This window comes from Thermococcus sp. 21S7 (assembly GCF_012027615.1).
In the GTDB taxonomy this organism is placed as follows: Archaea; Methanobacteriota_B; Thermococci; order Thermococcales; family Thermococcaceae; genus Thermococcus.
In genome coordinates this window covers 256,552-281,808 of the sequence record NZ_SNUT01000001.1, presented here as the reverse complement: position 1 = coordinate 281,808, position 25,257 = coordinate 256,552, and the positions used below count along the sequence as shown (strand labels likewise).

Genomic DNA, 25,257 nt, shown 5'->3' with positions numbered 1-25,257 from the left:
TCCCTCTTTTGGCAAACTTTAAGTCCCCAAAGACCAACTTCCTTTTTAGGTGATCCCATGAAGGTCTCTGAGAAGGATAGACTTCTCCTCGGTCTTGGAACCGGAGTGCTTCTCGCTTCGAGCATGCGAATCTTTGTCGCTGGGGCGTACTCAAGCGTCGAAAAGACGTTCTTCTACGGAATAACCTTCCCGTCGTTCCTGGGACTGGTTCTTCTGATAACTGCGTCGTTCCTGGTAGGACGGCTGAGCAGAAAAGCTGGGGCGGTCATAATGGGCATCTACGCCCTGGCTCTCATCCTCACAGACGCGACCGAATACCTCCACCTCATAGCGGCCTTCGCCCTGCCCATCTCCCTGGCGCTCGTCAAGGAGCTGAACGTCAAGTACCTCTCCCTCGGGCTGGTCGCGGATTTAGCGCTCCGCGTCCTGGCCGTTGGAGGGGAGCCAATAGACTTCTCGCACACGGCAGTTGTTCTGGCCGTCTTCCTGCTTTTGGGAGCCTATGTCCTCTGGCACGAACCGGGGACGCTTAAGAAGCCCGGCTTTGGGCTCTACGCCTTTGCGATTCTTCTCGAACTTGGCCTCATATACCCCAACGCCGTGCTGCGCTACTCCGGAATCAGCGTCTATTACCTCCCCCAGTTCATCGGCGTTTCGGTAATTCTGGCCGCCGCCATCCTTTTGGGACCATACATGGCACGAAAACCGAACTTAGCGGCCCTGGTTCTCGTGGCTGGCTCCGCCACGCTCTTCATCAAACCTCTCCCGCTTATAGGCCTGCCCCTTGGCCTCGCCTCTGCCACGGCCCTCGTCGAAAACGCGAAGGGAAGCAGGGGAGGAATCCTCGGCTCGGTGTACTTCATCCTTATCGGCTTCCTCGGGCTCGGCGTCTACGTCGGCAGGGACATCGGGGTGCCCTTCATGGAGAACAACATGGGGGCCCTAATATTGGGTGCCTCGGCCGTCTATGCCCTCAGCGCCTACGGAAAGAGCGCGGAGGTTAAGCTCCCGAGCGCCAGAGAAACAGTTGCCTCTCTGCTGGGCATCCTCCTCGTCTCGCTCGTCGTTCTCGCTGCCTTCCACACCGGGCCGAGCTACACTGGGGGCAGGAAGGACGTTCTCCTCTGGACATACAACCTCCACCAGGGGCTCGGCCCCTACGACGGAACATTCAACGGCCGCGAGCTTTTGGGCCTGCTTGAGGGGCAGAAGCCTGACATCCTGGTGGCCCAGGAGGTCGCCGGCGGCATGATAGGGAGCGCCTACGTTGACCTCCCGCTCCTAATCTCGGCCCACATGGGTTATGCCTACGAGTACAAGCAGGCCATAGGGGGCACTTACGGAATAGCGGTCTTCTCCCACTGGCACATGAAGACGGAAAGTGAACTCAACCTTGAGAGCGTGGGGCAGGCGAGGCCGGCACAGAAGGTCTCCGTCGAGGAGTTAAACCTCGTTCTCGTGAACGTCCATATGGGCCTCAGCGAGGAAGAGAGGGCAATGCAGGCCGAGGAGCTTTTGAAGTTCGCAGAGGCCTCGCCGGTGGCCCAGGTAATAGCCGGCGACACAAACGCCGAGCCGGACGAGAGGGCGATAGAGGTACTCACCCGAGACTACCGCGACGCCTTCCCCGAGAGACCGCCCTACACCTTCCTCTGGGAGCGCAACGGCGTCAGGGACGCGGAGAACATCGACTACATACTGCTGAAGAAAGACTGGCCTGCGGAGGTCAAGGACTACGGCTGTCTCTGCGACGTTTCCGCCTCTGATCACAGGCCTGTGTGGGCGGTTATCGAACTGCCGTGAGGTTTTTTATTTCCCTCCGTCACTTTTCTCCATGCCGTCGAGGGTTAAAGTGAGCAGGCTGATGGCCTACATCCTCCGCCACTCGCCGGAGGAGTTCGGGCTTAAACCCGACGTTGAGGGCTTCGTGCCACTGAGTGAACTCGTCAGAGCGCTCCAAAAGGTTTATCCGGACGTTGCCGAGGATTTTGTGCGGGAGATCGTAGAGAGGGACGCGAAGGGGCGCTACGAGATTAGGGACGGCAAAATTCGCGCCCGTTACGGCCACAGCTTTCCAGTCTCTTTGAACCACGAGGAGGATACCGAGTCAAGGGTTCTCTACCACGGCACGCCGCGGAGGAACCTTGAGAGGATTATGCGCGAGGGACTCAGGCCGATGAGGAGGCAGTTCGTTCACCTGAGCACGAGCGGGAGCGAGGCCCTCGAAACCGGCAGGAGGCACGGGAGGGACGTCGTTCTACTCATCATCGACGCGGACTGCCTGAGGAGGAAGGGCTTGAAAGTCTACAAGGCAGGAAAGAACGTGAGAATCGTCGAGCGCGTTCCGCCCGAGTGCATCACCCTGGCAGTCTGAGTGCTAAGATAAAGGCCAGCCCGAGGGGAATCAGCGTGCTCATGAAGTTCAGCTGGAAGCTTATTCCAGAGATGTAACCACCGAGGAGGGGCCCGATGACCCAGCCGAGGCTCATCATGGCGTTGAGCAGGCCCATTCCCTGGGCCCTCTCGCTCACCCTGACGTTCTGGGCCACGTAGGCGGAGGTCGAGTTTATGGTTAGAACCCACTTGACGCCCGAGAGGAACGCTATTCCAAAGACGAGCCAGACGTTTTTAACGAGCGCGTAGAGCAGGAAAGCCAAACCGTAGCCGGCTATGGCTATGAGGTAGAACCTCTTCGCCCCGTGCCTGTCTATCAGCTTCCCGAGGAAGTAGCCGGTCAGGGCCGCGGCCAGGCTCTCGATGCCGAAGATTACCCCTACGCTCCACTCGCCAAAGGCCTCCTTGAAGTAGACCGAGACAACGCCGTAGAACTGCCCGCTGGCGACCATAACGAGGAAGACGGTAACGTAGAACAGCCCCAGGTGCCCGCGCATGAGCTTTTTGAAGGCCGAGCCCTTAACCGTTGCCCGCCAGCTCTCCCTGCCTTCCTGTACGAGAATCATCCCGAGGATGGAGCGCCTTCCCGTCGGGCGTTCGCTGATTAGGAGAACTATCCCGGCAGATACGAAGAGGAGAAGTCCGGAAATCAGAAAGAGCTTTCTGACGCCGAGGTAGCCGACTATCGCGGAGCCGAGGAAGTTGCCCACCATGTAGCCAGCGTTCTCGATGGAGTTGAATAGGCCGAATATCGAGCCGGCCCTCGTGGAGAGCTCGGAGATGAGCGCCGAGTGGGCCGGTGTCATGGCAGAACCAAAGACGCCCTGGAGGGTTCTCAGGAGCAGGACGCCGGTGGCGGAGCCGACGAATGCCATCGCAGCATAAAAGAGACCTATCGAGGCCACGCCGAAGGCTATGAAGCCTTTCCTGTTGCCGGTCGAGTCGGAGAGCCAGCCGAAGGGGTACTGGAAAACCGTCGAGGTCAGGTTAAAGGCAACGCTTAGGAGGCCGACCATGAACATGCTCGCGCCGAGGAGGCGCATGTAGACGCTCAGGTATGGGAACGCCATTCCAAAGGATACGTTAGCGATGAACATGGCCGCCGCGAGAACTAAAACGTTCCTCCGCTTAACCCGGAGCTTTTTAAGCTTTCCCGCCCTCTCTCTGCGCCCCTGAAGGACCGTCCGTTGCCTCTTCATAGGCTGCCCCTATGGAAAGCCTCTTATAAAACTTCTCCCAATGGTTTACGGGTGGAAGCATGTGCGATATTCTCGTGGCCACTCCCGAGGCCACCAGGGAGGGAATAACTCTCTTTGCCAAGAACAGCGACCGCGAGCCGAACGAGGCTCAGATTCTTGAGTTCATACCGAGAACTAAGCACGGGGAGGAGAATGTCAAGCTCACCTATGTGGAGTTCCCGCAGGTGAAAGAGACCTACGCGGTAATCCTCTCCCGCCCCTGGTGGATGTGGGGGGCGGAGATGGGCGTGAACGAGTTCGAGCTGGCGATAGGCAACACCGCAGTCTTCACAAAGGCCAAGGTGCCGGAGAGAGGGATAACCGGAATGGACATGATACGTTTGGCGCTTGAGAGGACTAAGAGCGCAAGGGAGGCCCTGGAGTTCATAACCGGCATCGTCGAGCAGGGTTTGCAGGGCGGGAACGGAAGCAAAAGCCACAAGCTTTACTACTTCAGCTCCTTCATAATAGCTGACCCCAAAGAGGCCTGGGTTCTTGAGACCGTTGGAAAGGAGTGGGCCGCAAGGAAGATAGAGGGCGTTTACTCAATCTCCAATGCGCTGATGATTGAGAATGACTGGGATATGGCATCCGAGGGCGTCGAGAGGCTCGCGAGAAAGGGCTCCTTCAGCTTCGCGAAACACTTCTCGGACCGCTTTTACACCCACTTCGCCCACGGCAGGGAGCGGAGGGCCTTCACGCTGGCAAAACTAAAGGAGATGGAGGGTGAGATAACGCTCGAATACATGATGTCCCTTCTGCGCTCCCACTCCTTTGAGCCCTACCGCCCGGAGAAGGGCTCGATGAGGGATATCTGCATGCACTACGGCGGCCTAACGAGGCCCTCCCAGACCGCCTCTTCTCAGATCTCCGAGCTTGGAAAGGGCATTCACTGGTTCACGGGCACGTCAAACCCCTGCATGGGCATTTTCAAGCCGGTGACCTTCGAGGGCGGCCTCCCAGACCTTGGGAGGAATCCAACGGACAGGTACGACCCGGAGACCTACTGGTGGCGCTTCGAGGCTTTCCACAGGAGGTTCCTGACGAACTACCGGAGCTACATCGATGACTTCGCCCGCGAGAGGGACCGACTGCAGGCCGAGATAATCGAGAAGGCGGGGGAGATTGAGAGAACCCAGGAAGATTTGAAAGCTTTAACGGAGTGGGCCTTCAGGGAGGAGGCCAGGCTCCTCGAAAGGTGGGAGAAGATTGTGAGGCCCGGAAGGCTTCCCCTCCTCTTCGGGCGGAGCTGGAGAAAGATTAACGAGGAGGCTGGATTCAGGCTGGAGGGTTGAGGATGTTCAGGTTTCCGGATGGATTTCTCCTCGGAACGGCAACGTCTTCCTACCAGATAGAGGGCGACAACGTCTGGAGTGACTGGTGGTACTGGGCCGAAAAAGGAAAGCTTCCCCCCGCCGGAAAGGCCTGCAACTCCTGGGAGCTGTACGAGAAGGACATCGAACTGATGGCCGGGCTGGGTTATGCGGCCTACCGCTTCTCCATAGAATGGGGCAGGGTCTTTCCGGAGGAGGGAAAACCGAACGAGGAGGCGTTAATGCGCTACCAGGGGATAATCGACCTTCTCAACGAGAACGGGATTACCCCGATGCTCACGCTCCACCACTTCACTCTGCCCACGTGGTTCGCCCTCAGGGGTGGCTTCGAAAGGGAGGAGAACCTGGAGCACTGGAGGAGCTACGTTGAGATGATAGCCGACAACATCGAGGGCGTTGAGCTGGTGGCGACCTTCAACGAGCCGATGGTCTACGTCGTGGCCTCATACGTCGAGGGGATGTGGCCGCCATTCAGGAAGAACCCGCTGAAGGCCGAGAAGGTCGCGGCAAACCTGATCAGGGCCCACGCCATCGCCTACGAGATTCTTCACGGCAAGTTCAGGGTCGGGATGGTGAAAAACCGCCCGCACTTCATTCCGGCGAGCGATTCCGAGAGGGACAGGAAAGCGACAGAAGAGATAGACTACACCTTCAACCGCTCCATACTGGATGGAATCCTGACCGGGAAATTCAGGGGTTTCATGAGAACCTTCGACGTTCCCGCGAGCGGCCTCGACTGGCTCGGGATGAACTACTACAACATCATGAAGGTTAGGGCAGTGCGAAACCCGCTCAGACGCTTCGCCGTCGAGGATGCCGGTGTGAGCAGAAAGACCGACATGGGCTGGAGCGTCTATCCGAAGGGCATCTACGAGGGGCTGAAGGCCTTTTCGGAGTACGGTCTTCCGCTCTACGTCACCGAGAACGGCATAGCAACGCTTGACGATGAGTGGCGGGTGGAGTTCATAGTCCAGCACCTCCAGTACGTCCACAAAGCCCTAAAAGAGGGCATCGACGTAAGGGGCTACTTCTACTGGTCGCTGGTAGACAACTACGAGTGGGCCGAGGGTTTCAGGCCGCGCTTTGGGCTGGTAGAGGTCGACTACGAGACCTTCGAGAGGAAGCCGAGGGGGAGTGCCCACATCTACGGAGAAATCGCTAAGAAAGGGGAGATAGGCGACGAGCTGCTTGAGGGCTACTCTATAAAATCCCCCCGATGTTTTTAGTCTCCCATTTATATTTCTTTTCCTTCTTAATACAAAGCAAAAAAGAAAGGGAAGTCACCTCTCAGTGTTTGCATCATGTGAGTTAGGACAGAAGTTTCCAATGCATGGGGGCAGTGAATCCTGGCCGTCATCTATGGTGGTAAAGTACATTGCCGCTTCCACGTTGTTGCTGTTCGTGAGTTTAAGGTTCCTTTTGAGTATTGAGGCGTAATAAACCCGGTTGGGTGCTCCTTCCTCTATATCAATGCGATACGTTGCGACTGATTGAGACGTTGAGGAGTAGCTGAACGTTATTGACAATGCACCAACCACAGGAAGCTTGCTCCAGAGCCAGTTGGCGGCGGAACCTCCAAGAGGAGTCGAATAGAATTTATATCCGGAGCTCCCTTGGAAATCAAACACAAGGTTTGGATACGAACCACGGAAATCCGTTTTAGCCAATTTTACTTTTGCCTCAATATCGCTTGTTGGAAAGCGAGACTTCAGGAGATAATCTGTTAGCAAGTAGTTTCTGTTCAGGTCGCTTTCCCTAACGTTATATTCTCCGCTCATCATAACTTCTAGAGGATAAACTCCGGCAATGGGAATGCTGGCGTATTCCTTCCTCCATTTGTCGTATACAGGAATGTTGTAAACAACGACCACGTACTTCAGTGGGAGATTTAAGTACCTATCCAAATAACCGTCCTTAGTTTCTATTACGTGTTCTGGCGCATAGCTAACCTTCAGCGTTGAACCCGAGTATGAAGTTCCAAAGTCGAGGACAGGTATTCCGTCCATGCTTAGACTCCACATTGAGTTTGTACTTGTTGTTAATTGAATCCCCCATGAAGCGCTGATGCTTCTTATTTCTTTATACCCTCCAGTTTTAACTTTCAATCCCATGAAGGGGATCCATTCCGTGAAAGTTTTCGAGTCTGCATAATATGAGTCCTTGAGGTACTCCCAGTTTTCGATTATGCAGTATCTATCATTGAGCTCCTCATAGCCCCACGGACAGGACGATGTGCCCAAAAGCGAGCGCAGTTTGTATTTCAATCTTGCCGTTATCGGGAGTCTCAGCCCCGGCTTGGTAGAGGGTTCCGCAACTTCCTCGATTGGGAACATCCCCTTCAATTCGAGGGGTTTTCCGGGCTGAATGCTTTTTACCCCAATCTTTCCGTCTTTTGTGAAGTATATTGCAAGTGGGGTGGGTACAGTGTGCAGGTTTCCAGTAGTCCCGACTTCGCGCCACTTTTTGCTTTCCGTCCTCAGAGTCACGAGACCCCTGAGGTGTCCCTGTTTGAGGAGCTTTACTCCTCCCTCTGGAGAGGGCTGGAATATAAGGACTTTAGCATTTCCCTGGAGATAAGTTCTTTCGACACTCAGAAAGTCCGTTGCCGCCATGCCGAGGGCGGAGGTTAACAATAGGGTTAGCAACAAGACTCCCACGATTTTGAGTTTCATGATATCACCTTGTATAGTTTTCGATTAATTTTTAAAGTTCATATCTTATAAACTTTACTGTATAAAGTTGTTTAATTGCTTGCCAACATGTGGATAATCAATGATGGGATACAGTGCCCTACGTTACCACAATAACTCATCTGGAAGGTCTATGTAACCTCTGTTGGGACGTTTATCGCCCCCTGGAGCTTCTTGACCCTTCTTTCCTCGTTCGTGTTATACACATCAGCCCATTCTTCTCATTACGGAATCAGTGGCCAGGCGAAGTTCAAACCCTCCTCACGCTCACCCCGTCGCTCGGGCTCACGAGGTGGTAGTCAGGCTCCCAGTTGAAGTGCCTGACGTACTCGTCGGTGATCCTCATCGCGATGTCCGGGGCCAGCCCCTCGGGCACTATGGCCACCGCCGAGCCGCCAAATCCGGCGCCGGTCAGTTTGGCGCCGTAGGCGCCGAGTTCAACCGCCTTTCTCACGAAGAAGTCCAGCTCCTCGCTTGAGACCTCGTAGTTTCTGGCCAAATCCCAGTGTGAGGCCGTCATCAGCTCGCCGAAGGTTCCAACGTCGCCGCCCCGCAGGGCGTCCCTCGCCTCAAGGACGCGCCGGTTCTCCCGCACTATGTAGCCGAAGAATCGCCGGTAGAGTGAGGGGAGGCTTCTGAGGTCGCTCTCCTCAACCTCCTTGGAAGTTCTCCTTCCGAGGAACCGGAGGGCTTCCTCCGCGACCTTCCTCCTTTCCGCGTAGGCCGATCCCGAGAGTTCCCTCTTAACCCCCGTGTAGAACACCAGAACCTGAACATCGCTCGGGAACCGTAGGTACTCGTGCCTCAACGTGTCCGTATCGAGAAACATCACGTGGTCTTTCCTGCCGTGGACAACCGCGAACTGGTCGAGTATGCCGCAGGGGACACCGACGAACTCGTTCTCCGCTTTCTGGGCGAGAAGGGCCATCTCCACCGGCAGGAGGTTTAGCTTATAGGCCTCGTTCAGGAAGGCTAAAACTGCCAGCTCAAGGCTCGCCGAGGAGCTCAGTCCGGAACCTATCGGCAGGTCCCCGCCGAGGATTCCCTTCATTCCCCCGATGGCGTGGCCCTCCTCCTTCAGAACCCAGAATATTCCCCTGACGTAGTCTGCCCAGTCGCCGGCTTTTCTGAGTTCATCGAGGCCGAACTCCTTCACCTCACGGGATATCTGGGAGTAGACCCTTACCCTCTCGTTCTTCTGGGCGTGCAGGACCGTGTAGAGGTCTATCGCCATCGGCATCACGTAGCCGAGGGCGTAGTCTGTGTGCTCTCCAATCAGATTGACCCTTCCGGGAGAATCAACGCGGTACACGATTCCACCCAGAGGGGTTAGACTCGAAAATATTTAAGATTAGCGAGAAACGAGAAAGCCTCAGCCCATCTGGAGCGCCTCTCCGCGAAGTTCTCCGCGCTCGAAGCGGTACGGGTCGTACCAGTCCACGGGGAGGTCGGTTCTGTCCTTGGTGATGAGGTCGGCGACCATCTCAGCCACCGCCGGCGCCATCATGAAGCCGTGCCCGCTGAAGCCCGCCGCTATGTAGTAGTCGCCCAGCTCCTTGATTCTTCCTATCGCCGGGTTGCTGTCCGGTGTCTTCGCGTAGTAGCCGGCCCAGGTCCTCAGTATGAGGAGCTCCCTCAGGGCGGGAACTATCTTGGTGAAGTAGTAGCTCACCTCGCGCATGAACTCGTAGGTCGGGTTCAGGTCGTAGGTCGGGCCGAGCTCATAGCCAACTCCGCCGACGATGCCGCCGTGGGCCGTCTGGGTGAGGTATGCGTGGCCGTACTTGAAGGAGATGACCATCGGCTTGATGGCCCCTTTCCTGATGGGCTGTGTAATGACCGCCTGGTGCTTGTAGGGCTCTATCGGAATGTGGGTCTTTATCCCGGCCATCGCGTTGATGAGCTTGGCCCAGGCGTTGGTGGCGTTCACGACGATGCCGGTGTTTATAACTCCCCTGCTCGTCTTCAGCCCCTTAATCTCGCCGTTCTCGATTATGAAGTCCTTGACCTCGGTGTACTCAACGAGTTTCGCCCCAAAGCGCTCGGCGTTGAGGGCGAAGGCCGCTGTTGCGTAGAACGGGTCGGCCTTTCCGTCGGTGGGGTTCCATGATGCCGCTATAACCTCGCTGATGTCGAGGAGCGGGACTATCTCCCTGGCCTCCTCCGGCGTTATGAGCCTCGTGGGGACGCCGAAGCGGTTCTGTATCGCGATGTTGCGCTTGAACTCCTCAACCTCATCGTCGTCGTAGAGCAGGAAGAGGTAGCCGGTCTGCTCGAAGGAGAAGCCGTACTCCTCGCTATAGCGCTTCCACAGCTCGACGGAGCGCTTCATGACCTGGACATTGGCTTCGTCGTTGAACTGCTGCCTTATTCCCGTTCCACAGCGGAAGGTCGAGCCGGAACCGATGAAACGCTTCTCTATTACCGTGACCTCCTCACCGCGCTTGGCAAGCTCGTGGGCGAGGGTTACGCCGACGATCCCCCCGCCGATGATAACTATCTCGCTCCTCTCTGGGAGCTCTTTACTCGGCATATTCCTCCACCCCCTCGGCGGTGACCTTCATCCTCACGTTCTTCAGCGGCGGCCGGGCCACCGGAAGGTCGATGCGGCTCATATCTGAGCCCGTTCTCTGCGAGACCACCACTGCCCCGTTGAAGAGACAGAAGCGCCCCTGGCAGAAGCCCATCGCTAGATGGGTCAGGCGCTTGATTATCTGCAGGTCGGTTATTCCGCTCCTGACCACGTCGTCGACCTTCTTCAGGGAGACGTCACAGCCGCATATCTGGACGTCCTCAAGGTTGAAGCTCTCGAAGGGTATCTGGTGAACCGCCATCGGAACGGGCTCGTAGTCCCTGAGTTTCTCCTCGTAAACGCACGGCTCGGCGTCAAATCCAAACTCACGCAGGATGTATGCTCCAACGAGCCTTCCCTCAAGGTAATTAGCGTAGTGCGGCTTTATGGAAACCGCGCTCCCGGCGACGTATATTCCGTCGCGTATCCTGTGCTGGGAATCGAGGATGGGCATGTAGTAGCCGCGCTTGAACTTCAGCTTCCCCCCGGCCTGGGTTATCGGGTTGATGTCGGGCCTCCTCCCGTCCGACACGATGACAGCGTCAACGTCGTAAACGTGTCCGTTCATGTCAATGAGCCTTTCCACCTTCTCCCTTCCCTCAACGCGCTTTGGATTGGGCACTATCACGTACTCAATTCCCCAGCGCTCCAGTTCCGGGACGATGTCTTCAGGCCTGCTACCTACCACGGCCACCTTCCTCCCCGGGGCGACGCCCCAGACGTTCATGACCTCAAGGGCGAAATCGCGCCTGAAAACACCCGGGAACTCGTTGTTCTCGAAGAGGAGGATGTTGTCAACAGCACCAACGGCAAGAACGACGCGCTTGGCCATCAGCTCGATGAGCTGGTTCTTCCCTGTAACTATCGGCACCAGGAAATACTCACCCTTGTCGAAGACGCCGAGGGCTATCGTGCCTTTAAACACCCTGACGTTTCCATTGAATTTTCCGGTGAGCTCTTTAACGGCCTTCTTTGGGTCACCGAATCCCTCCTGAGGCAGGCCCTTGAGCCACAGGTCTCCTCCGAGCCAGCCCTTCTCCTCGATTATTGCCGCGGTTAGGTGCTCCTGAACCTCAAGTACGGCACCTATCCCGGCAGGGCCCCCGCCAATGACTGCCACGTCAACGACCAGCCTCTTAACGGGCTTGCCCTCGTCGATCTCCACGGTTTCTTGGAACTCTCCGTAGTTCTGGCGCTCTATCCTCATGCCGTCCTTGACCTTGGTCTTCCTTCCGTTGACGTTTTTAACGCCGTCAACCACAACCGGGACGGGGCCGAAGGTGAAGGCCCCGCGCTTTCTTCCCTCGGTGCTCGTTGTGAGCCAGTACACCCCGTTGGCCAAAAGTGCAACGGTGAGCTTTTCCCCTTCGTAGGCCTCCAGAGGTTGACCCTCAAAGTAGATTGTAATCCGCCTAGAAGGGTCTTTTTCCGTCAGGTCGAGCGGTCTCATGCTCCCACCTCGAAGATTTTACAAGGGACGCCCTTATTTATACACCAATGCTTATAAATGTTAGGTTGGCCAAAAAAGGTTTAAAACCTTTTGTTTAATAACCACCCAGTGCGACTGAAAAACAGCGTGGAAAGAAAAGGGAATCAGGCGATTCCCTTGGCGAGGACGAACTCGGCGACGTTCTCGACCTGGCTCTTGGCCCTGGTCTCGGTGATGCTCTTCTTGCCGGTTCCCTCGACGGGAACCTTCCTGAATATCTCCTCATGGAGCTTGACGATGTCCTCAGGCGGCTTGGTGAGGAGGCTGACGATTATTATGACCACCAGCGTCACGAAGAAGTTGATGAAGAACACCGGTATGCCGTTGAACCAGCCGCCTATCGTTCCGAAGAAGCCCGGAGCGTCCGGGTTGAACGCCCAGCCGTATATCTTTGCCTCGAAGATGACCTCACTGATGAGGCCGTAAGCCATGCCGACGATGGCGCCCTCCTTGGTGGCTCTCTTCCACCAGAGGCTCAGAGTGAGTATCGGGCCGAAGCCAACGGCCAGGCCACCCCAAGCGGTAGCGACCATCTGGTAGATGACCTTCGGGCCGCTGATGGCGAACCAGAGTCCCACAAGGGCAACGCCGGCAACGACGAGCCTCGATATGTTGACCATCTGCTTCTTGCCAATTTCCTTGCCGAGGACCTTGTGGTAGAAGTCCCTAGCTATTGCCGAGGAGGCGACGAGCAGCTGTGAATCCGCGGTACTCATAACGGCCGAGATTATGCCCGCTATCACAAAGCCTGCGAGCCAGCCGGGCATCAGCTCAACGGCCATGGCAGGGATGACCTTCTCCGGGTCGCTGACGCTCAGGATTCCTGCCTGGTACATGGCGAAGCCGAGGAAGCCCGCGAAGAACGCTCCCCAGAGGACAAGGATGGTCCAGGTGCCGCTGATGAAGATACCCGGCCTCCTGAGCTTCCTCGGGTCCTCAACGCTCATGTAGCGGGTGACGATGTGGGGCTGGCCGAGGTAGCCGACTATCCACGAAGCGTAGCCTATGGCGAAGACTATCGCCGCCACTCCCGTTGCGCCTCCGAACGGGTGCAGCTTCGCCGGGTCGGCGCTGCCTATTATCTGTGTTGCCTTATCGAAGCCACCTATCTCCGAGAGCGCGAGGAACGGAACTACCAGAAGGGTCAGCAGCATGAACATTGCCTGAACGACGTCGGTCCAGACGACGGCGAAGAACCCACCGGTGATAACGTAGGCCGTCAGGATGATGACGGTTATGAGGATTCCCATGTTGTCGCTTATGCCGAAGCCCTCGGCGAAGGTCTTTCCTCCAGCTGTGAACTGCGCTGCAACGTAGGCGGTCATGAAGATTATGATTATCAGCGCGCTCAGAACCCTTATCATCTTGGTATCGTCCTTGAGCCTTGCCTCCAGGTAGTCCGGTACGGTTATGGCCCTGAATTTACCTGCGTATATCCTCAACCTCGGCCCAATAAGGACGTAATCGGCCAGGGTACCAAAGAGACAGCCGATTCCTGCCCAGAAAGCACCGAGACCGCTGGAGAATGCTGCACCCGGATAACCGAGCATCAGCCATCCCGAGAAGTCGCTCGCCTTGTCTGAGAGGGTCGCAGCCAAGACGTGAACCCTCCTGCCCCCGACGAAGTACTGGTCTTCGGTCTTGGTATACCTGTTGGCCCACCAGCCTATGTAAGCCAGCAGTGCGAGATACACCAGAAAACCGAACAGTATCCCGCTGTTCATAGCTTACCCTCCTCCTTGAGAGTTGTCATGAGGTCTTCGTCGTAGGCTAGAATCTCGTCGTCCACGTAGTACTCCTTGCCGGTTATCCTGTCCCAAAAGCCGTACAGCAGCATCGTCAAAATACCCAAAAGTGTTGGCACCAAAAGTGTTGCCCAAGCTGAACCACTCAAGCCCATCTTACTCCACCTCAATTCATTGGTGTAAACTAAAGGACATCAGTCCACAGTATAGGTATTTGAAAATATAAACATATTGGTTTAACAGTTCCCCGTCGAGAACGGGATGTTGAGCCGCTGTGACAAACAAAGGGTAACAGTTAATAGGGGATAAGGACATATAGGTCCGGGGCTGAAATATGAGGGTCAACGTCATGAGGCCTATATTCAAACCCGAGGTGCCGGATGCCGACTTCGTTCTGTACCCCTACCACATATTCCACCTGAAGCTGTTCTACAAGCGCCTGGGCAGAAGCGACAGGGTCTTTGATTACTTCGCCTACGTCGATCTGTACCGCCTTGGAGCGGAGAGGGGGGACGGGTTCATAGACCTCCACGAGTGGGACGTCGATGAGAAAAAGATTATGGAGGCTCTGGTGGACTACGAGGAGGCGAGGATGAAAGCCTTTGAGAGCGCGATAACATGGGGAAACTCAAGGGTCGTCTCGTGGTGGCTCCCGAGGATAGAGATAATCCGGGAGGCCCGGGCGTACAAGGTGTTCTGGATTTTCGAAAAGGATGGGGAGAAGCTCCTCCTGGACAGCCTCGACGGAAAGGAGTTCAGCCTCGACGCGGTGACCGGAAAGGGCGGGAGGAAGTGCAGGGGGCCATTCTGCCGCTAGACGAAAGACAGGGAGCTCTGCCCTTCACCCCCAGAAAATTCGCCTGCATGATGTTGAATCTTATTCCGGCGCAAAAGACGTTGGAATAATTCGACTCACAAAAGGGATTAGAAAACTAGGCGTTCGTGTACCGTCTGAGCAAGTTGTGATACCACATCGCTCTCTCGGATACCGGTGGCTGTAGTTGTGAAGGGTCTAGGGGGACCTCCCGCCATACACCTCACGAGGGCAATACCCAGCGGTTACATTTTTCTTTTGAAAGCCCCGCCCTTCAGGACGGGGAGGAGGTCAGACCGACACGACATCACCAGCGAACGTGGGACGTGAATATTTAGGGATTGTCTCATTTCCTGCGGATTTAATGTCACCTTATGTTCAATATTACCCAATTTTTTCGGACACGGAAAAGCCCGTTATATTCGGCCCTTCTATCGCATTTATCCCGCTTTTAATGCTTCCAAAAGGCTTAAATATGAGATTTTTTAATCTTAAAAAATGTGGTGGGTATCATGGAGCCCTTTCCGGAGACACCAATAGTCAGGGTCGATGAACTTTACGGGAGAGGGAATGAAGTTTCCCGGCTGCGTCAACTTGTCATCGAAAAGAGACGCTGGGTTGCACTCATAGGGCCGAGGGCCGTTGGAAAGACCAGCCTCGCGAGGGCATTCGCTTCTTACTACTTCTCTGAAACCGGCAAACCTGTGGTCTATTCAAACTTCGCCGGCATTCACAACTTCACAGAATTCGTTGAGAGGTTCGGACTGGACGTTGCGAACCTCGTTCACGAGGACAAACTCAGGCTTAAAAGAATATCCATGGGTGTAAAGTTCTTCGAGGCGGTTTTGGAGAAAGAAGGCGGGGTTTCCATAGCCCCCAAGAACTCTGGAGCCATCTTTGACGAGGTTATGAGGGCCCTGCCCGAGGGCACTCTGCTCGTATGGGACGAAGTTCAGGACATTCGGACGGAAAGGAACAAGCTCCTCGCCGCACTTTGGAGGCTTCACAACGTTCTCGCAGATAGAAGGCACACAATAATCTTTACGGGTTCCGCCATGGGCCTCTTTAAAAAACTCCTGAGTCCGGAATACGATGACTACCTCTATGGACGCGCCCCGGTTAGGGTTGACGTCGAGCCGTGGGACGTTCAAACCGGGGTTGAGTTTTTAAAGAGCGGCCTGCTTGCGGCAGGAAACGTGGATTTCTCCCCCGAAGAGCTTCAGGAAGCGTCTGCCGAACTCGGCGGTTTCCCGGGCTACCTCTCATCTTACGGCAGGGGAAGGATTGACGGCCTTACCCATGGGAGAGCCCTTAAAAGTGCCCGCGAGGAGGCCATTAAAAGGGCCATGAGCGAACTTAGGAGCTTTGTCAATTTGCGTCCGCAGAGGGAGTATCAGAGAAAAGTGACAGCGCTCCTAAACGCCATGGGTGAGGGCGTTTCCAGACCCTCGTCCCTCGCGAGGCTCTCCGGACTGACTGAGGTCAGCGTCGTTAACACGCTTGAGACCCTTCTTGACATGGGGATAGTTGAAAAACAGTCCAAAAGCAAGGTGGTGAGCATCTACCGGTTTAAATATGAGTTTTATCGGGAAGCGGCACTGAGAATTGCCTGATGTATCGAGAAAAAGAACCTTACCTCGCGTGAATCTCCACTATATCCCCGTCCTCAAGCACGTGGTCGGCTCCAACGCGCTGGCCAGGGAACTTGACGCTCTTGCCCCAGACTCTGGCATAGCGGAAGTTCTTGGCGAAGTCCTTGTGTATCCTTTCCGCCAAATCCATGACGGTTGAGCCCTTCTTCAGCGGCACCGGCGGGTAGGCCGGCTCCTCCCCGGGGCTCTTGGTGAAGACGCGGATGATTCCGGCCAGGTCATAGAGTTCGTCCTTCAGTTTATCCAGCTGAATCTTCCTCTTCGCCGAGACGGGGATTATCTTAAACCGGTCGCCGTAGGCTTCAACGAGTTTCTCGTAGTTCTCCCTGCTCCCGGGGGCGTCGCCCTTGTTGGCTATGATTATCGCCCTCCTCCAGACGAGGCTTTCGTCAAGGGCATCGGCGAACTCCTCCAGCGTTACGGGCTCTTTCACCGTTATCTCGGCGGAGTGAATGCGCTCCTCGCGGAGCATCTTCATGACCTCGCTTACCTCCCCCTTGATGTTCTCCTGGCCGTTGATGACGATTCCGCCCATGGCGGTCCTCTTTATCTCGACCCTCGGGCGGCGCTTGTTGAGCTTTATCCCCGCCCTCTCAAACTCCTTGAGAAGAACCTCCATCTGCTTCACAGGATCCTGGGAGAGGTCAACGACGATGGCTATCGCATCGGCGTTCCTTATGACGCTCAGCAGCTGGGGCCCCATGCCCTTTCCGAGGGCTGCCCCCTCAACGAGTCCGGGAACCTCGACGAGCTGAATCTGAACGTCTCTGTGGTGCATCATGCCGGGAATAGGCTCCACGGTCGTGAAGGCATAATCTGCGACGTCTATGTCCACGTTGGTCAATGCCTTCATGAGTGAGCTCTTTCCAACGTTCGGGAGGCCGGCGAGAACAATCTGTGCCGCACCCTCCTTTCTAACGCTCATCGACGGCCCGCCGCCGCCCTTCTTCATCTGGCGCTGCTTCTCAAGCTCCTTTCTCAGCTCGGCGAGCTTTCTCTTTATCTGGAGCCTGAGCTTCTCCGTTCCCTTGTGCTTGGGGACGGTGGCGTACATCTTTTCGAGGGCTCGAATCTTCTCCGGAATAGTCTTGGCGTTTCTGTACTCCTCCTCAGCCGCTAGGTATTCCGCTGTTACGTTGGTTGGCATCCCTGACCCCCCAGAAGCTCTGAAGTAAGAGGTGAGCGGCGTTTTATAAACGCTGTGGTTCTAAAATCGGCAAGTTTATAAAATCTCCCGAAAATTTTTTACAGGCGGTGATACTCATGCGAACGGGTTTGGACGATGTAGACAGGAAGATTCTCTCCATCCTCCAAAAGAACAGCAGAACGCCCCTTAGGGAGATATCCAAGGAGGTCAATCTCGCCGAATCAACCGTTTACGAGAGGATCAAAAAGCTGAAAGAGCGAGGAATAATAAAGAAGTTCACCGTTATTCTGGATCCAGGATCCCTCGGCTTCAAGATTCTGGCGTTTATACTGATAAAAGCCAAGGCGGGGAAGTATTCGTACGTTGCAAACGAACTCAGGAAGCACCCGGAGATTGTGGAGATATTCGAGACCACTGGCGATTACGACATGCTCGTCAAGATACGAACCCGCGGAAGCGAGGAGCTCAACGAGTTCCTTGATACCATCGGCGAGATCGAGGGCGTCGTGGCGACCCACACGATGGTTGTTCTCAAAGTTCACAAGGAGACCACGGAGCTCCCTCTCTGACCATTTCTGCCCAGAAAGGATTATAAATGTTCCTTTCCATTTCTCTCTAAGCGTTTGGATGGAGGTGTTCTGAATGCGGGTACTGTTTCTGAGTGCCGACGGCTTCGAGGACCTGGAGCTTATATACCCCCTCCACAGGCTCAGGGAGGAGAACCATGAGGTCTACGTGGCGAGCTTCGAGAGGGGAAAGATAACCGGAAAACACGGCTATTCCGTGAACGTTGACCTGACCTTTGACGAGGCTGACCCGGACGAGTTCGACGCCCTGGTTCTGCCCGGAGGAAAGGCGCCCGAGATGGTCAGACTCAATGAGAAGGCCATCGAGATAACCAGGAGGATGTTCGAGGCAGGTAAGCCCGTCGCCAGCATCTGTCACGGCCCGCAGATACTCATCTCTGCCGGCGTGCTGAGGGGCAGGAGGGGAACCAGCACGATAACCATCAGGGACGACGTGAGGAACGCCGGGGCGGAATGGGTGAACGAGGAGGTAGTCGTCGACGGCAACTGGGTGAGCTCAAGGCACCCAGGCGACCTCTACGCCTGGATGAGGGAGTTCGTGAGGCTCCTCCGCTGACCTCCGGCTTTTCTTTGTAACTCTTACCAGGCGTAAACTTTATACGGAAAATGAGGATATTTTCATCGGTGGGATGCATGAGGCGGAAAGGCGGTCTCGTCAGTGTGGTGCTTGGCGTGGGTATCGCGGTTCTCCTGATCGGTGCGGTTCTCACGATCCTGGCCATCAGAGGGGACATCAGCATACACGGGATAACCCCAAAGAAGGTGGCGGGAAAGGTCGTCGAGATCGGGGAGTTCAACGCCTCCGTGCTGGAGGTAAAAGCCGTCGTCGGCAACGTCTCGGTTGTCGGTGCCAACGTGAGCGGGATTGTGGTCAGGAGCAACCTGCCGATAAACGTCAGCCTGGAGAAAGGGGTTCTGACGGTTTACTGTCCAACGAAAAAGGTTGGCATTACCCACAGAAACATCTGCAACGATTACCGGAACGGTACCGTTATAGTCGAGGTTCCGGGGAGGCTGCTGGGCTTGAACGTCCGCGATGTTGTTGGGGACGTCCTCGTGGCCTCGAACTCGACCCAGGTCGACGTTACGGACGTTGTTGGGGATGTAACGGGAACCTCCTGGAACGATTATGATCTCTCGGACATCGTGGGCGATGTGCACCTCAACGTCGTGGAAAGGGCGACGATAAGCGACGTGGTTGGCGACGTGACCATAACCGTTCCCCAGGACTTTGGGGCGGCGCTTACCGCTGAGGACATAGTGGGAGACGTGACCAACACTGCAACCGGGAAGAATGGAACCGTCGTGATCACCGTTAAGGACGTGGTTGGCGACATCACCGTGGGGATGAGTTTTTAAGCCCCCGGATTTTCTTAATCTATGGTGGAAACCATGGCGAGAAAGCTCACACGCTCGCGAGAGGACAGAATCCTCCTCGGAGTTCTGGGAGGGATAGCTGAGCATCTGGACGTTGACCCGACTCTGGTCAGGATTATCTTCGCGGTGCTCTTCGTCTTCAATCCGGTGGCGATGGGACTGCTCTACTTTATTGTTGCCCTGATAATACCGGAGGATGTGGCGGAGGAAGAAAAGCCCCTCTCCGACAGGTTCAGTGAACTCGTGGACGAGACCGGGGAGCGGCTCGGGGAGGTTTTCTCGGGAAGCGAGAACACTCGGGCCATTGCGATAATCCTCATAATCCTGGGTGCAATGCTGGTGGCGGGCCCGTTCTTCCCGCTGGCAATGCCCGTCGTTGACCCCAAAACTGCCCTGGCGGTCGTCTTCCTCGTGATAGGCATAATACTGCTGGTTAGGGGTGATTGAGGTGAGAACCTTCGGGATAATACTCGTTTTTATAGGCCTGCTCGTCCTCCTCAGGGAGTTCCACCCCGCGTTCCTGGGATGGCTCCACCCCTACGCCCCTTACATCAAGGATGCTTTTGGAGGGGTTACCCTCATCGCGATAGGCCTGTACTTCCTGACCCGGAAAACGGCGAGGAAGCTCGTCCTAATCGCCTACCTGATATATCTGCTCCTCTACCTGGTGGTGTGAATGGAGAGGTGGAGAATAGTCCGCGCCTTCACCCTTGGTCCGCTCCTTGAGGCGGCCGTTCCGAAACCGGGCAATGTGAGTCGCCTCAGGGACTTCGACGACCTCACCTTCTACCACTTCCTCTTCGCCGACACGGCCGTCGCGGGGGTTTACTACGAGGCAGTGAAGACGGCGGAGCTTCTGAGGAAGGGCATCCTTGCGCCGGAGGAAGCTGGACTCGGGGAGCTGATAAAGCGGGCCGTTCAGGCATCGCGCGAGGCCCAGGACGCCAACCCCAACTTTGGCATCATCGCCCTTTCGCTTCCCCTCATAATGGGAATGACGATTGGGAGGAACATGCTGGATGCGAGGAAAAAGGCGAGGTTTCTGATAGAAGAATCAACGGTCAGGGACGCGATGGAGCTCTACCGGGCGATAAGGGTAGCCAACCCCAAGGGAATCCCCAGCGGGGTCAAGTACGACGTCTACTCCGACGATTCCTTCAGGGAGCTTTTCCAGGACGGGATCAACCTCGCAAGGCTCGCCGAGATGAGCTGTGAACGCGAGCTGATATTCTGCGAGTGGCTCAATGAATACGAGCTGAGCTACTCCACCTTCGGAAGGCTCTACGAGCTGATAAAGGAGCTCCCCCTGGAGGATGCCGTCGTGAGAGCCTTCATTGAGCTGCTCGCAACCAACCTCGACACGCTGATAATCAGGAAGGCCGGCATTGAGGAGGCGAAGCTCGTTCAGGAGAAGGCCGGGATGGTTCTCGCCGGAGAGCTCGGCGTTGAGGAGTTCGATGCCTTTATGCGCGAGAGGGACGACCTGAGAAACCCGGGCAGCCTGGCGGACGTCATGGCAGTATCGCTCAGCCTGCTTGTTCTCAGGGGATTGAGGATAGAATTGAGAAACGGAAGGGTCTGGGGAGTTATAGGACGACCTTGAAGCGCTTCGCCCCGCCCAGACCGAGGCCCAGCGCCTTGCTGTCAATGACGACGGCATCGCCGCCGAGTTCGTCGAGGGTGCGTATCTTCAGACCGGAGAGTTCGAAAACCTCCTCCTCGCCGCCGAACTCCTCGTTTATCTGCGCCCTTATGAACTCATACGCCTCTTTTCCAAGGAGAACCACATCGGGTTCGTAGCCGTCGAGCTTCAGCTCGTTGGCCTTCTCCTCCACTGTGCTCAGAACACGGATTAAGTCTCCGCGCATCTTCAACACCATTAAAAAATTAGGAACGGGAGTTTAAAAGGGTGATTATCTCCCGCCCCGCGGTACTTGCCTTCGGAAATCCACCCCACTGGGAGCTTAAATTCCAAACGCCCCCTTGATGCCGTTGATTATCATCTGAACGGCCATCGAGGTGAGTATGAGACCCATCATCCTCGTCATAACCTTTATCCCCACCCTGCCGAGCCTCTCCTGTATCCTGTTGGACGAACAGAGGATAAACCAGACGGTCACCGCTATGGCAACTATGCTGGCTATGACGGCCGCTTTCTCGGGGATGGATGTGCTCTTGGCGGTGTAGAGCATCACGGTCGTTATCGCGCCGGGCCCCGAAATCAGGGGGATCGCCAGGGGAATCACCGCGACCTCCTCAAGGGTGACCACTTCCTCACTGAACTCTTCCGTCTCCTCTCTGCTTATCTTGACCGTCGAGAGCCGGCCGGAGAGCATGTCCATCGCCATCTTGAAGAGCAGTATCCCACCGGCTATCGCGAAGGCGTCCGTGCTGGAGCCGAAAAACCTGAATATCCACTCCCCTATGAGGGCAAAGGTTACGAGCGTAACGACCACTGTTATCGCAGTCTTTCTCGCTATCTCCCGCCTTTCCTTCCTGGAAAGGTCATGGGTAATCCCGAGGAACACTGGAACAGCTCCAACAGGGTTTGTTATCGCGAACAGTCCGCCGTAGAGTATCACGAAGTGCTTTACCAGCTCTATCACGTCACCACCCAAAGGCGGGAAGAAGAGGGGGTTAAAAATCTAACCCTTGATTACCTCGAAGGAGTACGTAACTTCGGCGCCGCTGAGCTTCACGTGTGCGCTGGCCGAGCAGTACTTGTCCTGGCTCAATTCTATAGCGCGCTTAGCCTTCTCCTCCCTCACGTCCCCGTATATCCTGTAATGAAGGTGCACCTTGCTGTACATCTTGGGGTGTTCATCGCGCCTCTCACCGGATATTTCGACCTCCAGTCCCTCGATGGGTTCGCGCATCTTCTGGAGAATCATGACCACGTCGTAGGCGGTGCAGCCGGCTACGCTCAGCAGGAGGAGCTTCATGGGGCTTATGCCTCCGTCCCCCAGGATTATCGCGCACTGGTCGGTGTCCATCTTTCCAACGAACTGCATGTTCTCAACCCACTTAACCCGTCCCCTAACTTCATCTGTCATATTTTTCACCCGTAGGTGTAAACACAATTCCTTTTAAGGGCTTTTCGTAGGCAAAAACATGTATATCCGTCCCTTCGACCCGTGGAAGGCGAAGCTCTGCACATGCCCCTTTAAGTACACGCTGAACGTCTACACCGGCTGCGACCATGCCTGCGTTTACTGCTACATAACGAGCTACATCCCCAACGCCTTTAGGGTGAGGATTAAGGAAGGTCTCCTGCCGAAGCTGGAGAGGGAGCTGAGGCGTCTTGACAGGCGCCACATAATAGCGCTCTCCTATTCATCAGACCCCTATCCGACGATCGAGCGCGAACTGGGCATAACACGGAACGTTCTCAAGCTCTTCAAACGCTACGACGTCCGATGCCTGCTCCTCACGAAGTCGGAGGTATTTGTGCGCGACCTGGACGTTCTGAGCGAATTGAAGTGCGCCGTCGGGATAACTGTGACCACGGTGGATAAACGGAAGGCAAAGCTTCTGGAGCCGAACGCCCCGTCGCCGAAGGCAAGGATTAAAGCGCTGGAGAAGGCTAAAGAATCGGGCATCCCCGTTTACGCCCGCATCGACCCGATAATACCGTTCTACACCTGGGAGGACTTTGATGAAACCCTCGATGCCCTGAGCTTCGTGAGCCATATAACCGTCTCGACCCTCAAGCTGAGGCCCGACTCAAGGAAGAGAATGTTCGCGAAATTTCCCGGGCTGATGGAAAAGCTGTGGCCGCTTTACGAGATGGGAGAAAAGATTGGGGGATACCGCTACCTGCCCCACGAGCTGAGGTTTGAGATATTAAGGGAAGCGAAGAAAAAGGTTCTGGAACGGGGAATTACGTTTGGCTCATGTCGGGAGGAGTATCACTCGTTTCCGAGCTGTGATGGCTCTCACCTAGTTCCCTTGTGAGCTCCTCCCTGAGCTCAGCCTCTATCTCTATCTTCTCCAGCTCAAGCTTGCCGAGGCGGTATTCTGCGGCGGCTTTGACGAAGGCCTCGAAGACCCTGCCCATCTCGGGCAGGTACTCCGGCTGCCATTGCAGGCCCATTATGAAGCCCTCGGTTCCCTCGATGGCCTCTATCAGCCCGTCCACGGCATAGGCGACTGGCTTTATTCCCTCACCGACCCTCTTAACGGCCTGGTGATGGAAGCTGTTGACCCTGAGGTAGACCTCGTTGGTTCCCCCTATGTCCAGTTCGTCCTTGAGTATCTCGTAGAGGGCGGAGCTGGTCTTTATCCTGATGCCGTGAACCCTCTGGGTCGGCCCTATCAGCTCGACGTCCCAGTCGTGCTTTATTGCCTTGGGAATGTCGTTCAAGTCCTGATAGAGCGTTCCCCCGAGGGCAACGTTTATCACGTGCATCCCGCGGGAGATGCCGAGTATCGGAACGCCCCTTTCCACGGCTCTCTTCACGAGCCGTATCTCGAACTCGTCCCTCTCAACGTCAACGTATTTTATCGCGCCTGAGGGGTCTTCGCCGTAGAAGTGCGGATGAACATCGGGGCCCTCTATGAGCAGCACCCCGTCCACGTGCTCAAGAACCTCCTCCGGGGAGGAGTTTATGTTGAAAACCGCCGGAACGCCCCCGGCAGCGGTGACCTTCTCAACGTGCCTGCGGTCAAGAAAAAGCCTGTTTTTGGATGGGTCAACCTGACCTATTATACCTATCAATGGCCTCATAAGTATCACCACCCAGTGATACGTTCACAGAATAAAAAGCTTTGCGGGAAGAAAAGAAGAAACGTCAGCCCTTGAGGGCCTTCATCTCCTGTTCTATGACCTCAGCAAGCCTCTTGACGCCCTCGTGTATCTTCTCTTCCGGCACGTAGGTGAAGTTCAGGCGCATGGTGTTCTTGACGTCACGGTGGGCGAAGAAAGCCTCACCCGGCACGTAGGCAACGCCCATCCTTATGGCCTTCTCGGCCATCATCTTGGTGTCGATGCCCTCCGGGAGGGTGACCCAGATGAACATTCCTCCGTCCGGTTTGGTCCACCTGACGCCCTCCGGCATGTACTCCTCCAGTGCCTCCAGCATGGCGTCCCTGCGCGGCTTGTAGAACTCTATTATCTTCGGTATGTGCTCGTCGAGGTGGCCGTCCGCCACGTACTTCCAGGCTATGACCTGGCTGAGGGTGTTGGCGCAGAGGTCGACGGCCTGCTTGGCTATCTCTATCTTCCTGATGAAGTGCGGGTGAGCCGCTATCCAGCCGAGCCTCATTCCAGGGGAGAGTATCTTCGAGAATGTTCCGAGGTACATGACGCGGCCCTCATCGTCGAAGTGCTTTATGGGCGGTATGGGCTCGCCCGAATACCTGAGCTCGCTGTACGGGCTGTCCTCAACGATGAGGAAGTCGTATTCCCGGGCGAGTTCTATGAGCCTCTTCCTTCTGTCCAGGCTCATCGTAACGCCCATCGGGTTCTGGAAGGTCGAAACGGTGTAGACGAACTTAATCTTCTTGCCCTCAGCGTTGAGCTTCCTGAGCTTCTCCTCAAGGAGGTCAACCATCATACCGTCGTCGTCCATGGGGATGCTGAGGAACTCGGGGTCGTAGTATTTGAACGCGTTGAGTGCCGCGAGGTAGGTCGGCCCCTCGACCACGACTATATCGCCGGGGTTTATGAAGACCCTTCCGATGAGGTCGAGCGCCTGCTGCGAGCCGGCGACCATCATTATCTCAACCTTGCTGGTCGGGATGCCGTAGCGCTTCTCCATCCAGTCTGCCAGAGCGAGGCGGAGCGGCGTAAAGCCCTTGGTGGTTCCGTACTGCAGGGCCTTGTCGGCGTGGTGGGTGAGAACCTCGGCGGCTATCTCCTTTATGGTCTCGACAGGGAAGGTTTCGGGAGCGGGAAGACCGCCGGCAAGGGAGATAACGTCCCCCGCCTCAACGAGCTTGAGGAGCTCCCTAATCTCCGAAGCCTTCATCCCCTGAGCCTTGTCCGAGAAGTACGCTTCAAAATCCAGTGACCCTGAACTCAGCTTGCGCATAAGTTTTTCCTCCACTTCCGTTCCCCCCATTAGATGCACACTTTTGAGCACGTCACCAAATCTATACACTTAAAGAGTAGCGGCGATTGGTTATAAATCTTTCTGCAATGGTCGTTAGTGCCATTTACGTTTGTAAACTGTACGGCAGAGGTATTTTTAAGAACATCAACGGACTGAAAGGGACAT

25 protein-coding genes are annotated in these 25,257 nt (G+C 55.8%); 13 read left to right on the top strand and 12 right to left on the bottom strand.

The window, feature by feature from the left end; genetic code table 11:
* The first annotated feature begins 57 nt into the window (after positions 1-57).
* Both E3E51_RS01470 and E3E51_RS01465 read left to right on the top strand, forming a co-directional pair.
* Positions 58-1,803 (top strand): endonuclease/exonuclease/phosphatase family protein, encoded by a 1,746-nt coding sequence (locus tag E3E51_RS01470; protein ID WP_167911350.1) that lies wholly within the window; start codon positions 58-60, stop codon positions 1,801-1,803.
* A 31-nt stretch (positions 1,804-1,834) separates the two neighbouring features.
* Positions 1,835-2,374 carry an RNA 2'-phosphotransferase gene (locus E3E51_RS01465; RefSeq protein ID WP_167911349.1) on the top strand — a complete coding sequence of 180 codons (540 nt, stop codon included), beginning with the start codon at positions 1,835-1,837 and terminating at the stop codon, positions 2,372-2,374.
* Here E3E51_RS01465 and E3E51_RS01460 read toward each other — a convergent pair.
* Positions 2,358-3,593, bottom strand: a complete 1,236-nt coding sequence (locus tag E3E51_RS01460) for an MFS transporter (RefSeq protein ID WP_167911348.1) — start codon at positions 3,591-3,593, stop codon at positions 2,358-2,360. The genes E3E51_RS01465 and E3E51_RS01460 overlap by 17 nt on opposite strands.
* 59 nt (positions 3,594-3,652) lie before the next feature.
* On the opposite strand from E3E51_RS01460, the gene E3E51_RS01455 reads away from it, so the two are divergent.
* Both E3E51_RS01455 and E3E51_RS01450 read left to right on the top strand, forming a co-directional pair.
* Positions 3,653-4,927 carry a C69 family dipeptidase gene (locus E3E51_RS01455; RefSeq protein WP_167911347.1) on the top strand — a complete coding sequence of 425 codons (1,275 nt, stop codon included), beginning with the start codon at positions 3,653-3,655 and terminating at the stop codon, positions 4,925-4,927.
* Between the two features lie 2 nt (positions 4,928-4,929).
* Positions 4,930-6,192 carry a glycoside hydrolase family 1 protein gene (locus tag E3E51_RS01450; RefSeq protein ID WP_167911346.1) on the top strand — a complete coding sequence of 421 codons (1,263 nt, stop codon included), beginning with the start codon at positions 4,930-4,932 and terminating at the stop codon, positions 6,190-6,192.
* A gap of 54 nt (positions 6,193-6,246) precedes the next feature.
* Here E3E51_RS01450 and E3E51_RS01445 read toward each other — a convergent pair whose 3' ends face one another.
* The 5 genes from E3E51_RS01445 to E3E51_RS01425 form a co-directional block, all read right to left on the bottom strand.
* Positions 6,247-7,638: a hypothetical protein gene (locus E3E51_RS01445; RefSeq protein WP_167911345.1), complete on the bottom strand. Its 1,392-nt coding sequence runs from the start codon at positions 7,636-7,638 to the stop codon at positions 6,247-6,249.
* Positions 7,639-7,906: 268 nt separating this feature from the next.
* Positions 7,907-8,968, bottom strand: coding sequence for a galactokinase (locus E3E51_RS01440; protein WP_167911344.1), 1,062 nt, complete (start codon positions 8,966-8,968; stop codon positions 7,907-7,909).
* A gap of 60 nt (positions 8,969-9,028) precedes the next feature.
* Positions 9,029-10,189 carry an FAD-binding oxidoreductase gene (locus E3E51_RS01435; RefSeq protein ID WP_167911343.1) on the bottom strand — a complete coding sequence of 387 codons (1,161 nt, stop codon included), beginning with the start codon at positions 10,187-10,189 and terminating at the stop codon, positions 9,029-9,031.
* Entirely contained in the window at positions 10,179-11,678 is a 1,500-nt protein-coding gene (locus tag E3E51_RS01430) for an FAD-dependent oxidoreductase (protein ID WP_167911342.1), read from the bottom strand. The genes E3E51_RS01435 and E3E51_RS01430 overlap by 11 nt, the downstream gene beginning before the upstream one ends.
* Before the next feature lie 143 nt (positions 11,679-11,821).
* Entirely contained in the window at positions 11,822-13,441 is a 1,620-nt protein-coding gene (locus tag E3E51_RS01425; protein WP_167911341.1) for a sodium/proline symporter, read from the bottom strand.
* A gap of 355 nt (positions 13,442-13,796) precedes the next feature.
* Here E3E51_RS01425 and E3E51_RS01415 point away from each other — a divergent pair, with 355 nt between their 5' ends.
* Positions 13,797-14,279, top strand: coding sequence for a hypothetical protein (locus E3E51_RS01415; RefSeq protein WP_167911340.1), 483 nt, complete (start codon positions 13,797-13,799; stop codon positions 14,277-14,279).
* A gap of 509 nt (positions 14,280-14,788) precedes the next feature.
* On the top strand, positions 14,789-15,889 hold the full coding sequence (locus tag E3E51_RS01410) for an ATP-binding protein (RefSeq protein ID WP_240924231.1): 1,101 nt from the start codon (positions 14,789-14,791) through the stop codon (positions 15,887-15,889).
* Between the two features lie 19 nt (positions 15,890-15,908).
* Here E3E51_RS01410 and E3E51_RS01405 read toward each other — a convergent pair whose 3' ends face one another.
* On the bottom strand, positions 15,909-17,075 hold the full coding sequence (locus E3E51_RS01405) for a GTP-binding protein (RefSeq protein WP_167911338.1): 1,167 nt from the start codon (positions 17,073-17,075) through the stop codon (positions 15,909-15,911).
* A gap of 116 nt (positions 17,076-17,191) precedes the next feature.
* Between E3E51_RS01405 and E3E51_RS01400 the strand changes: the two genes are divergently transcribed.
* From E3E51_RS01400 to E3E51_RS01375, 6 genes are all read left to right on the top strand, one after another.
* Entirely contained in the window at positions 17,192-17,644 is a 453-nt protein-coding gene (locus tag E3E51_RS01400) for an Lrp/AsnC family transcriptional regulator (RefSeq protein WP_167911667.1), read from the top strand.
* A 73-nt stretch (positions 17,645-17,717) separates the two neighbouring features.
* Positions 17,718-18,218: a deglycase PfpI gene (pfpI, locus tag E3E51_RS01395; RefSeq protein WP_167911337.1), complete on the top strand. Its 501-nt coding sequence runs from the start codon at positions 17,718-17,720 to the stop codon at positions 18,216-18,218.
* 68 nt (positions 18,219-18,286) lie between these two features.
* Entirely contained in the window at positions 18,287-19,021 is a 735-nt protein-coding gene (locus E3E51_RS01390) for a DUF4097 domain-containing protein (protein WP_167911336.1), read from the top strand.
* A gap of 33 nt (positions 19,022-19,054) precedes the next feature.
* Positions 19,055-19,486, top strand: a complete 432-nt coding sequence (locus tag E3E51_RS01385) for a PspC domain-containing protein (protein ID WP_206204462.1) — start codon at positions 19,055-19,057, stop codon at positions 19,484-19,486.
* A 1-nt stretch (position 19,487) separates the two neighbouring features.
* On the top strand, positions 19,488-19,715 hold the full coding sequence (locus E3E51_RS01380) for a hypothetical protein (protein WP_167911334.1): 228 nt from the start codon (positions 19,488-19,490) through the stop codon (positions 19,713-19,715).
* Positions 19,716-20,642 carry a triphosphoribosyl-dephospho-CoA synthase gene (locus tag E3E51_RS01375; protein WP_167911333.1) on the top strand — a complete coding sequence of 309 codons (927 nt, stop codon included), beginning with the start codon at positions 19,716-19,718 and terminating at the stop codon, positions 20,640-20,642.
* On the opposite strand, the gene E3E51_RS01370 is transcribed toward E3E51_RS01375, so the two are convergent.
* From E3E51_RS01370 to E3E51_RS01360, 3 genes are all read right to left on the bottom strand, one after another.
* Complete coding sequence (locus tag E3E51_RS01370) at positions 20,626-20,907, bottom strand: family 4A encapsulin nanocompartment shell protein (protein WP_167911666.1); 282 nt, start codon at positions 20,905-20,907, stop codon at positions 20,626-20,628. The two genes, E3E51_RS01375 and E3E51_RS01370, sit on opposite strands and share 17 nt — an antisense overlap.
* Positions 20,908-21,003: 96 nt before the next feature.
* Positions 21,004-21,645: a neutral amino acid NAAT transporter SnatA gene (snatA, locus tag E3E51_RS01365; protein ID WP_167911332.1), complete on the bottom strand. Its 642-nt coding sequence runs from the start codon at positions 21,643-21,645 to the stop codon at positions 21,004-21,006.
* A 39-nt stretch (positions 21,646-21,684) separates the two neighbouring features.
* Positions 21,685-22,092, bottom strand: a complete 408-nt coding sequence (locus E3E51_RS01360; protein WP_167911665.1) for an OsmC family protein — start codon at positions 22,090-22,092, stop codon at positions 21,685-21,687.
* Positions 22,093-22,150: 58 nt separating this feature from the next.
* On the opposite strand from E3E51_RS01360, the gene E3E51_RS01355 reads away from it, so the two are divergent.
* Positions 22,151-22,993 carry a radical SAM protein gene (locus E3E51_RS01355; RefSeq protein WP_167911331.1) on the top strand — a complete coding sequence of 281 codons (843 nt, stop codon included), beginning with the start codon at positions 22,151-22,153 and terminating at the stop codon, positions 22,991-22,993.
* Here E3E51_RS01355 and E3E51_RS01350 read toward each other — a convergent pair.
* Together E3E51_RS01350 and E3E51_RS01345 are read right to left on the bottom strand one after the other, a co-directional pair.
* Positions 22,920-23,765 carry a gamma-glutamyl-gamma-aminobutyrate hydrolase family protein gene (locus tag E3E51_RS01350; RefSeq protein WP_167911664.1) on the bottom strand — a complete coding sequence of 282 codons (846 nt, stop codon included), beginning with the start codon at positions 23,763-23,765 and terminating at the stop codon, positions 22,920-22,922. The two genes, E3E51_RS01355 and E3E51_RS01350, sit on opposite strands and share 74 nt — an antisense overlap.
* 64 nt (positions 23,766-23,829) lie before the next feature.
* Positions 23,830-25,086, bottom strand: a complete 1,257-nt coding sequence (locus E3E51_RS01345; RefSeq protein ID WP_167911330.1) for a PLP-dependent aminotransferase family protein — start codon at positions 25,084-25,086, stop codon at positions 23,830-23,832.
* Positions 25,087-25,257 lie beyond the last annotated feature (171 nt).

What these genes read in the sequence shown, in the direction of transcription:
- E3E51_RS01445 (WP_167911345.1), bottom strand. Translation starts at nt 7,638, where the DNA reads ATGAAACTCAAAATCGTGGGAGTCTTGTTGCTAACCCTATTGTTAACC.
- E3E51_RS01410 (WP_240924231.1), top strand. Translation starts at nt 14,789, where the DNA reads ATGGAGCCCTTTCCGGAGACACCAATAGTCAGGGTCGATGAACTTTAC.
- E3E51_RS01435 (WP_167911343.1), bottom strand. Translation starts at nt 10,189, where the DNA reads ATGCCGAGTAAAGAGCTCCCAGAGAGGAGCGAGATAGTTATCATCGGC.
- E3E51_RS01360 (WP_167911665.1), bottom strand. Translation starts at nt 22,092, where the DNA reads ATGACAGATGAAGTTAGGGGACGGGTTAAGTGGGTTGAGAACATGCAG.
- E3E51_RS01470 (WP_167911350.1), top strand. Translation starts at nt 58, where the DNA reads ATGAAGGTCTCTGAGAAGGATAGACTTCTCCTCGGTCTTGGAACCGGA.
- E3E51_RS01385 (WP_206204462.1), top strand. Translation starts at nt 19,055, where the DNA reads ATGGCGAGAAAGCTCACACGCTCGCGAGAGGACAGAATCCTCCTCGGA.
- E3E51_RS01450 (WP_167911346.1), top strand. Translation starts at nt 4,930, where the DNA reads ATGTTCAGGTTTCCGGATGGATTTCTCCTCGGAACGGCAACGTCTTCC.
- E3E51_RS01350 (WP_167911664.1), bottom strand. Translation starts at nt 23,765, where the DNA reads ATGAGGCCATTGATAGGTATAATAGGTCAGGTTGACCCATCCAAAAAC.
- E3E51_RS01460 (WP_167911348.1), bottom strand. Translation starts at nt 3,593, where the DNA reads ATGAAGAGGCAACGGACGGTCCTTCAGGGGCGCAGAGAGAGGGCGGGA.
- E3E51_RS01465 (WP_167911349.1), top strand. Translation starts at nt 1,835, where the DNA reads ATGCCGTCGAGGGTTAAAGTGAGCAGGCTGATGGCCTACATCCTCCGC.
- E3E51_RS01370 (WP_167911666.1), bottom strand. Translation starts at nt 20,907, where the DNA reads ATGCGCGGAGACTTAATCCGTGTTCTGAGCACAGTGGAGGAGAAGGCC.
- E3E51_RS01415 (WP_167911340.1), top strand. Translation starts at nt 13,797, where the DNA reads ATGAGGGTCAACGTCATGAGGCCTATATTCAAACCCGAGGTGCCGGAT.
- E3E51_RS01400 (WP_167911667.1), top strand. Translation starts at nt 17,192, where the DNA reads ATGCGAACGGGTTTGGACGATGTAGACAGGAAGATTCTCTCCATCCTC.
- pfpI (WP_167911337.1), top strand. Translation starts at nt 17,718, where the DNA reads ATGCGGGTACTGTTTCTGAGTGCCGACGGCTTCGAGGACCTGGAGCTT.
- E3E51_RS01375 (WP_167911333.1), top strand. Translation starts at nt 19,716, where the DNA reads ATGGAGAGGTGGAGAATAGTCCGCGCCTTCACCCTTGGTCCGCTCCTT.
- E3E51_RS01405 (WP_167911338.1), bottom strand. Translation starts at nt 17,075, where the DNA reads ATGCCAACCAACGTAACAGCGGAATACCTAGCGGCTGAGGAGGAGTAC.
- E3E51_RS01355 (WP_167911331.1), top strand. Translation starts at nt 22,151, where the DNA reads ATGTATATCCGTCCCTTCGACCCGTGGAAGGCGAAGCTCTGCACATGC.
- E3E51_RS01425 (WP_167911341.1), bottom strand. Translation starts at nt 13,441, where the DNA reads ATGAACAGCGGGATACTGTTCGGTTTTCTGGTGTATCTCGCACTGCTG.
- E3E51_RS01455 (WP_167911347.1), top strand. Translation starts at nt 3,653, where the DNA reads ATGTGCGATATTCTCGTGGCCACTCCCGAGGCCACCAGGGAGGGAATA.
- E3E51_RS01430 (WP_167911342.1), bottom strand. Translation starts at nt 11,678, where the DNA reads ATGAGACCGCTCGACCTGACGGAAAAAGACCCTTCTAGGCGGATTACA.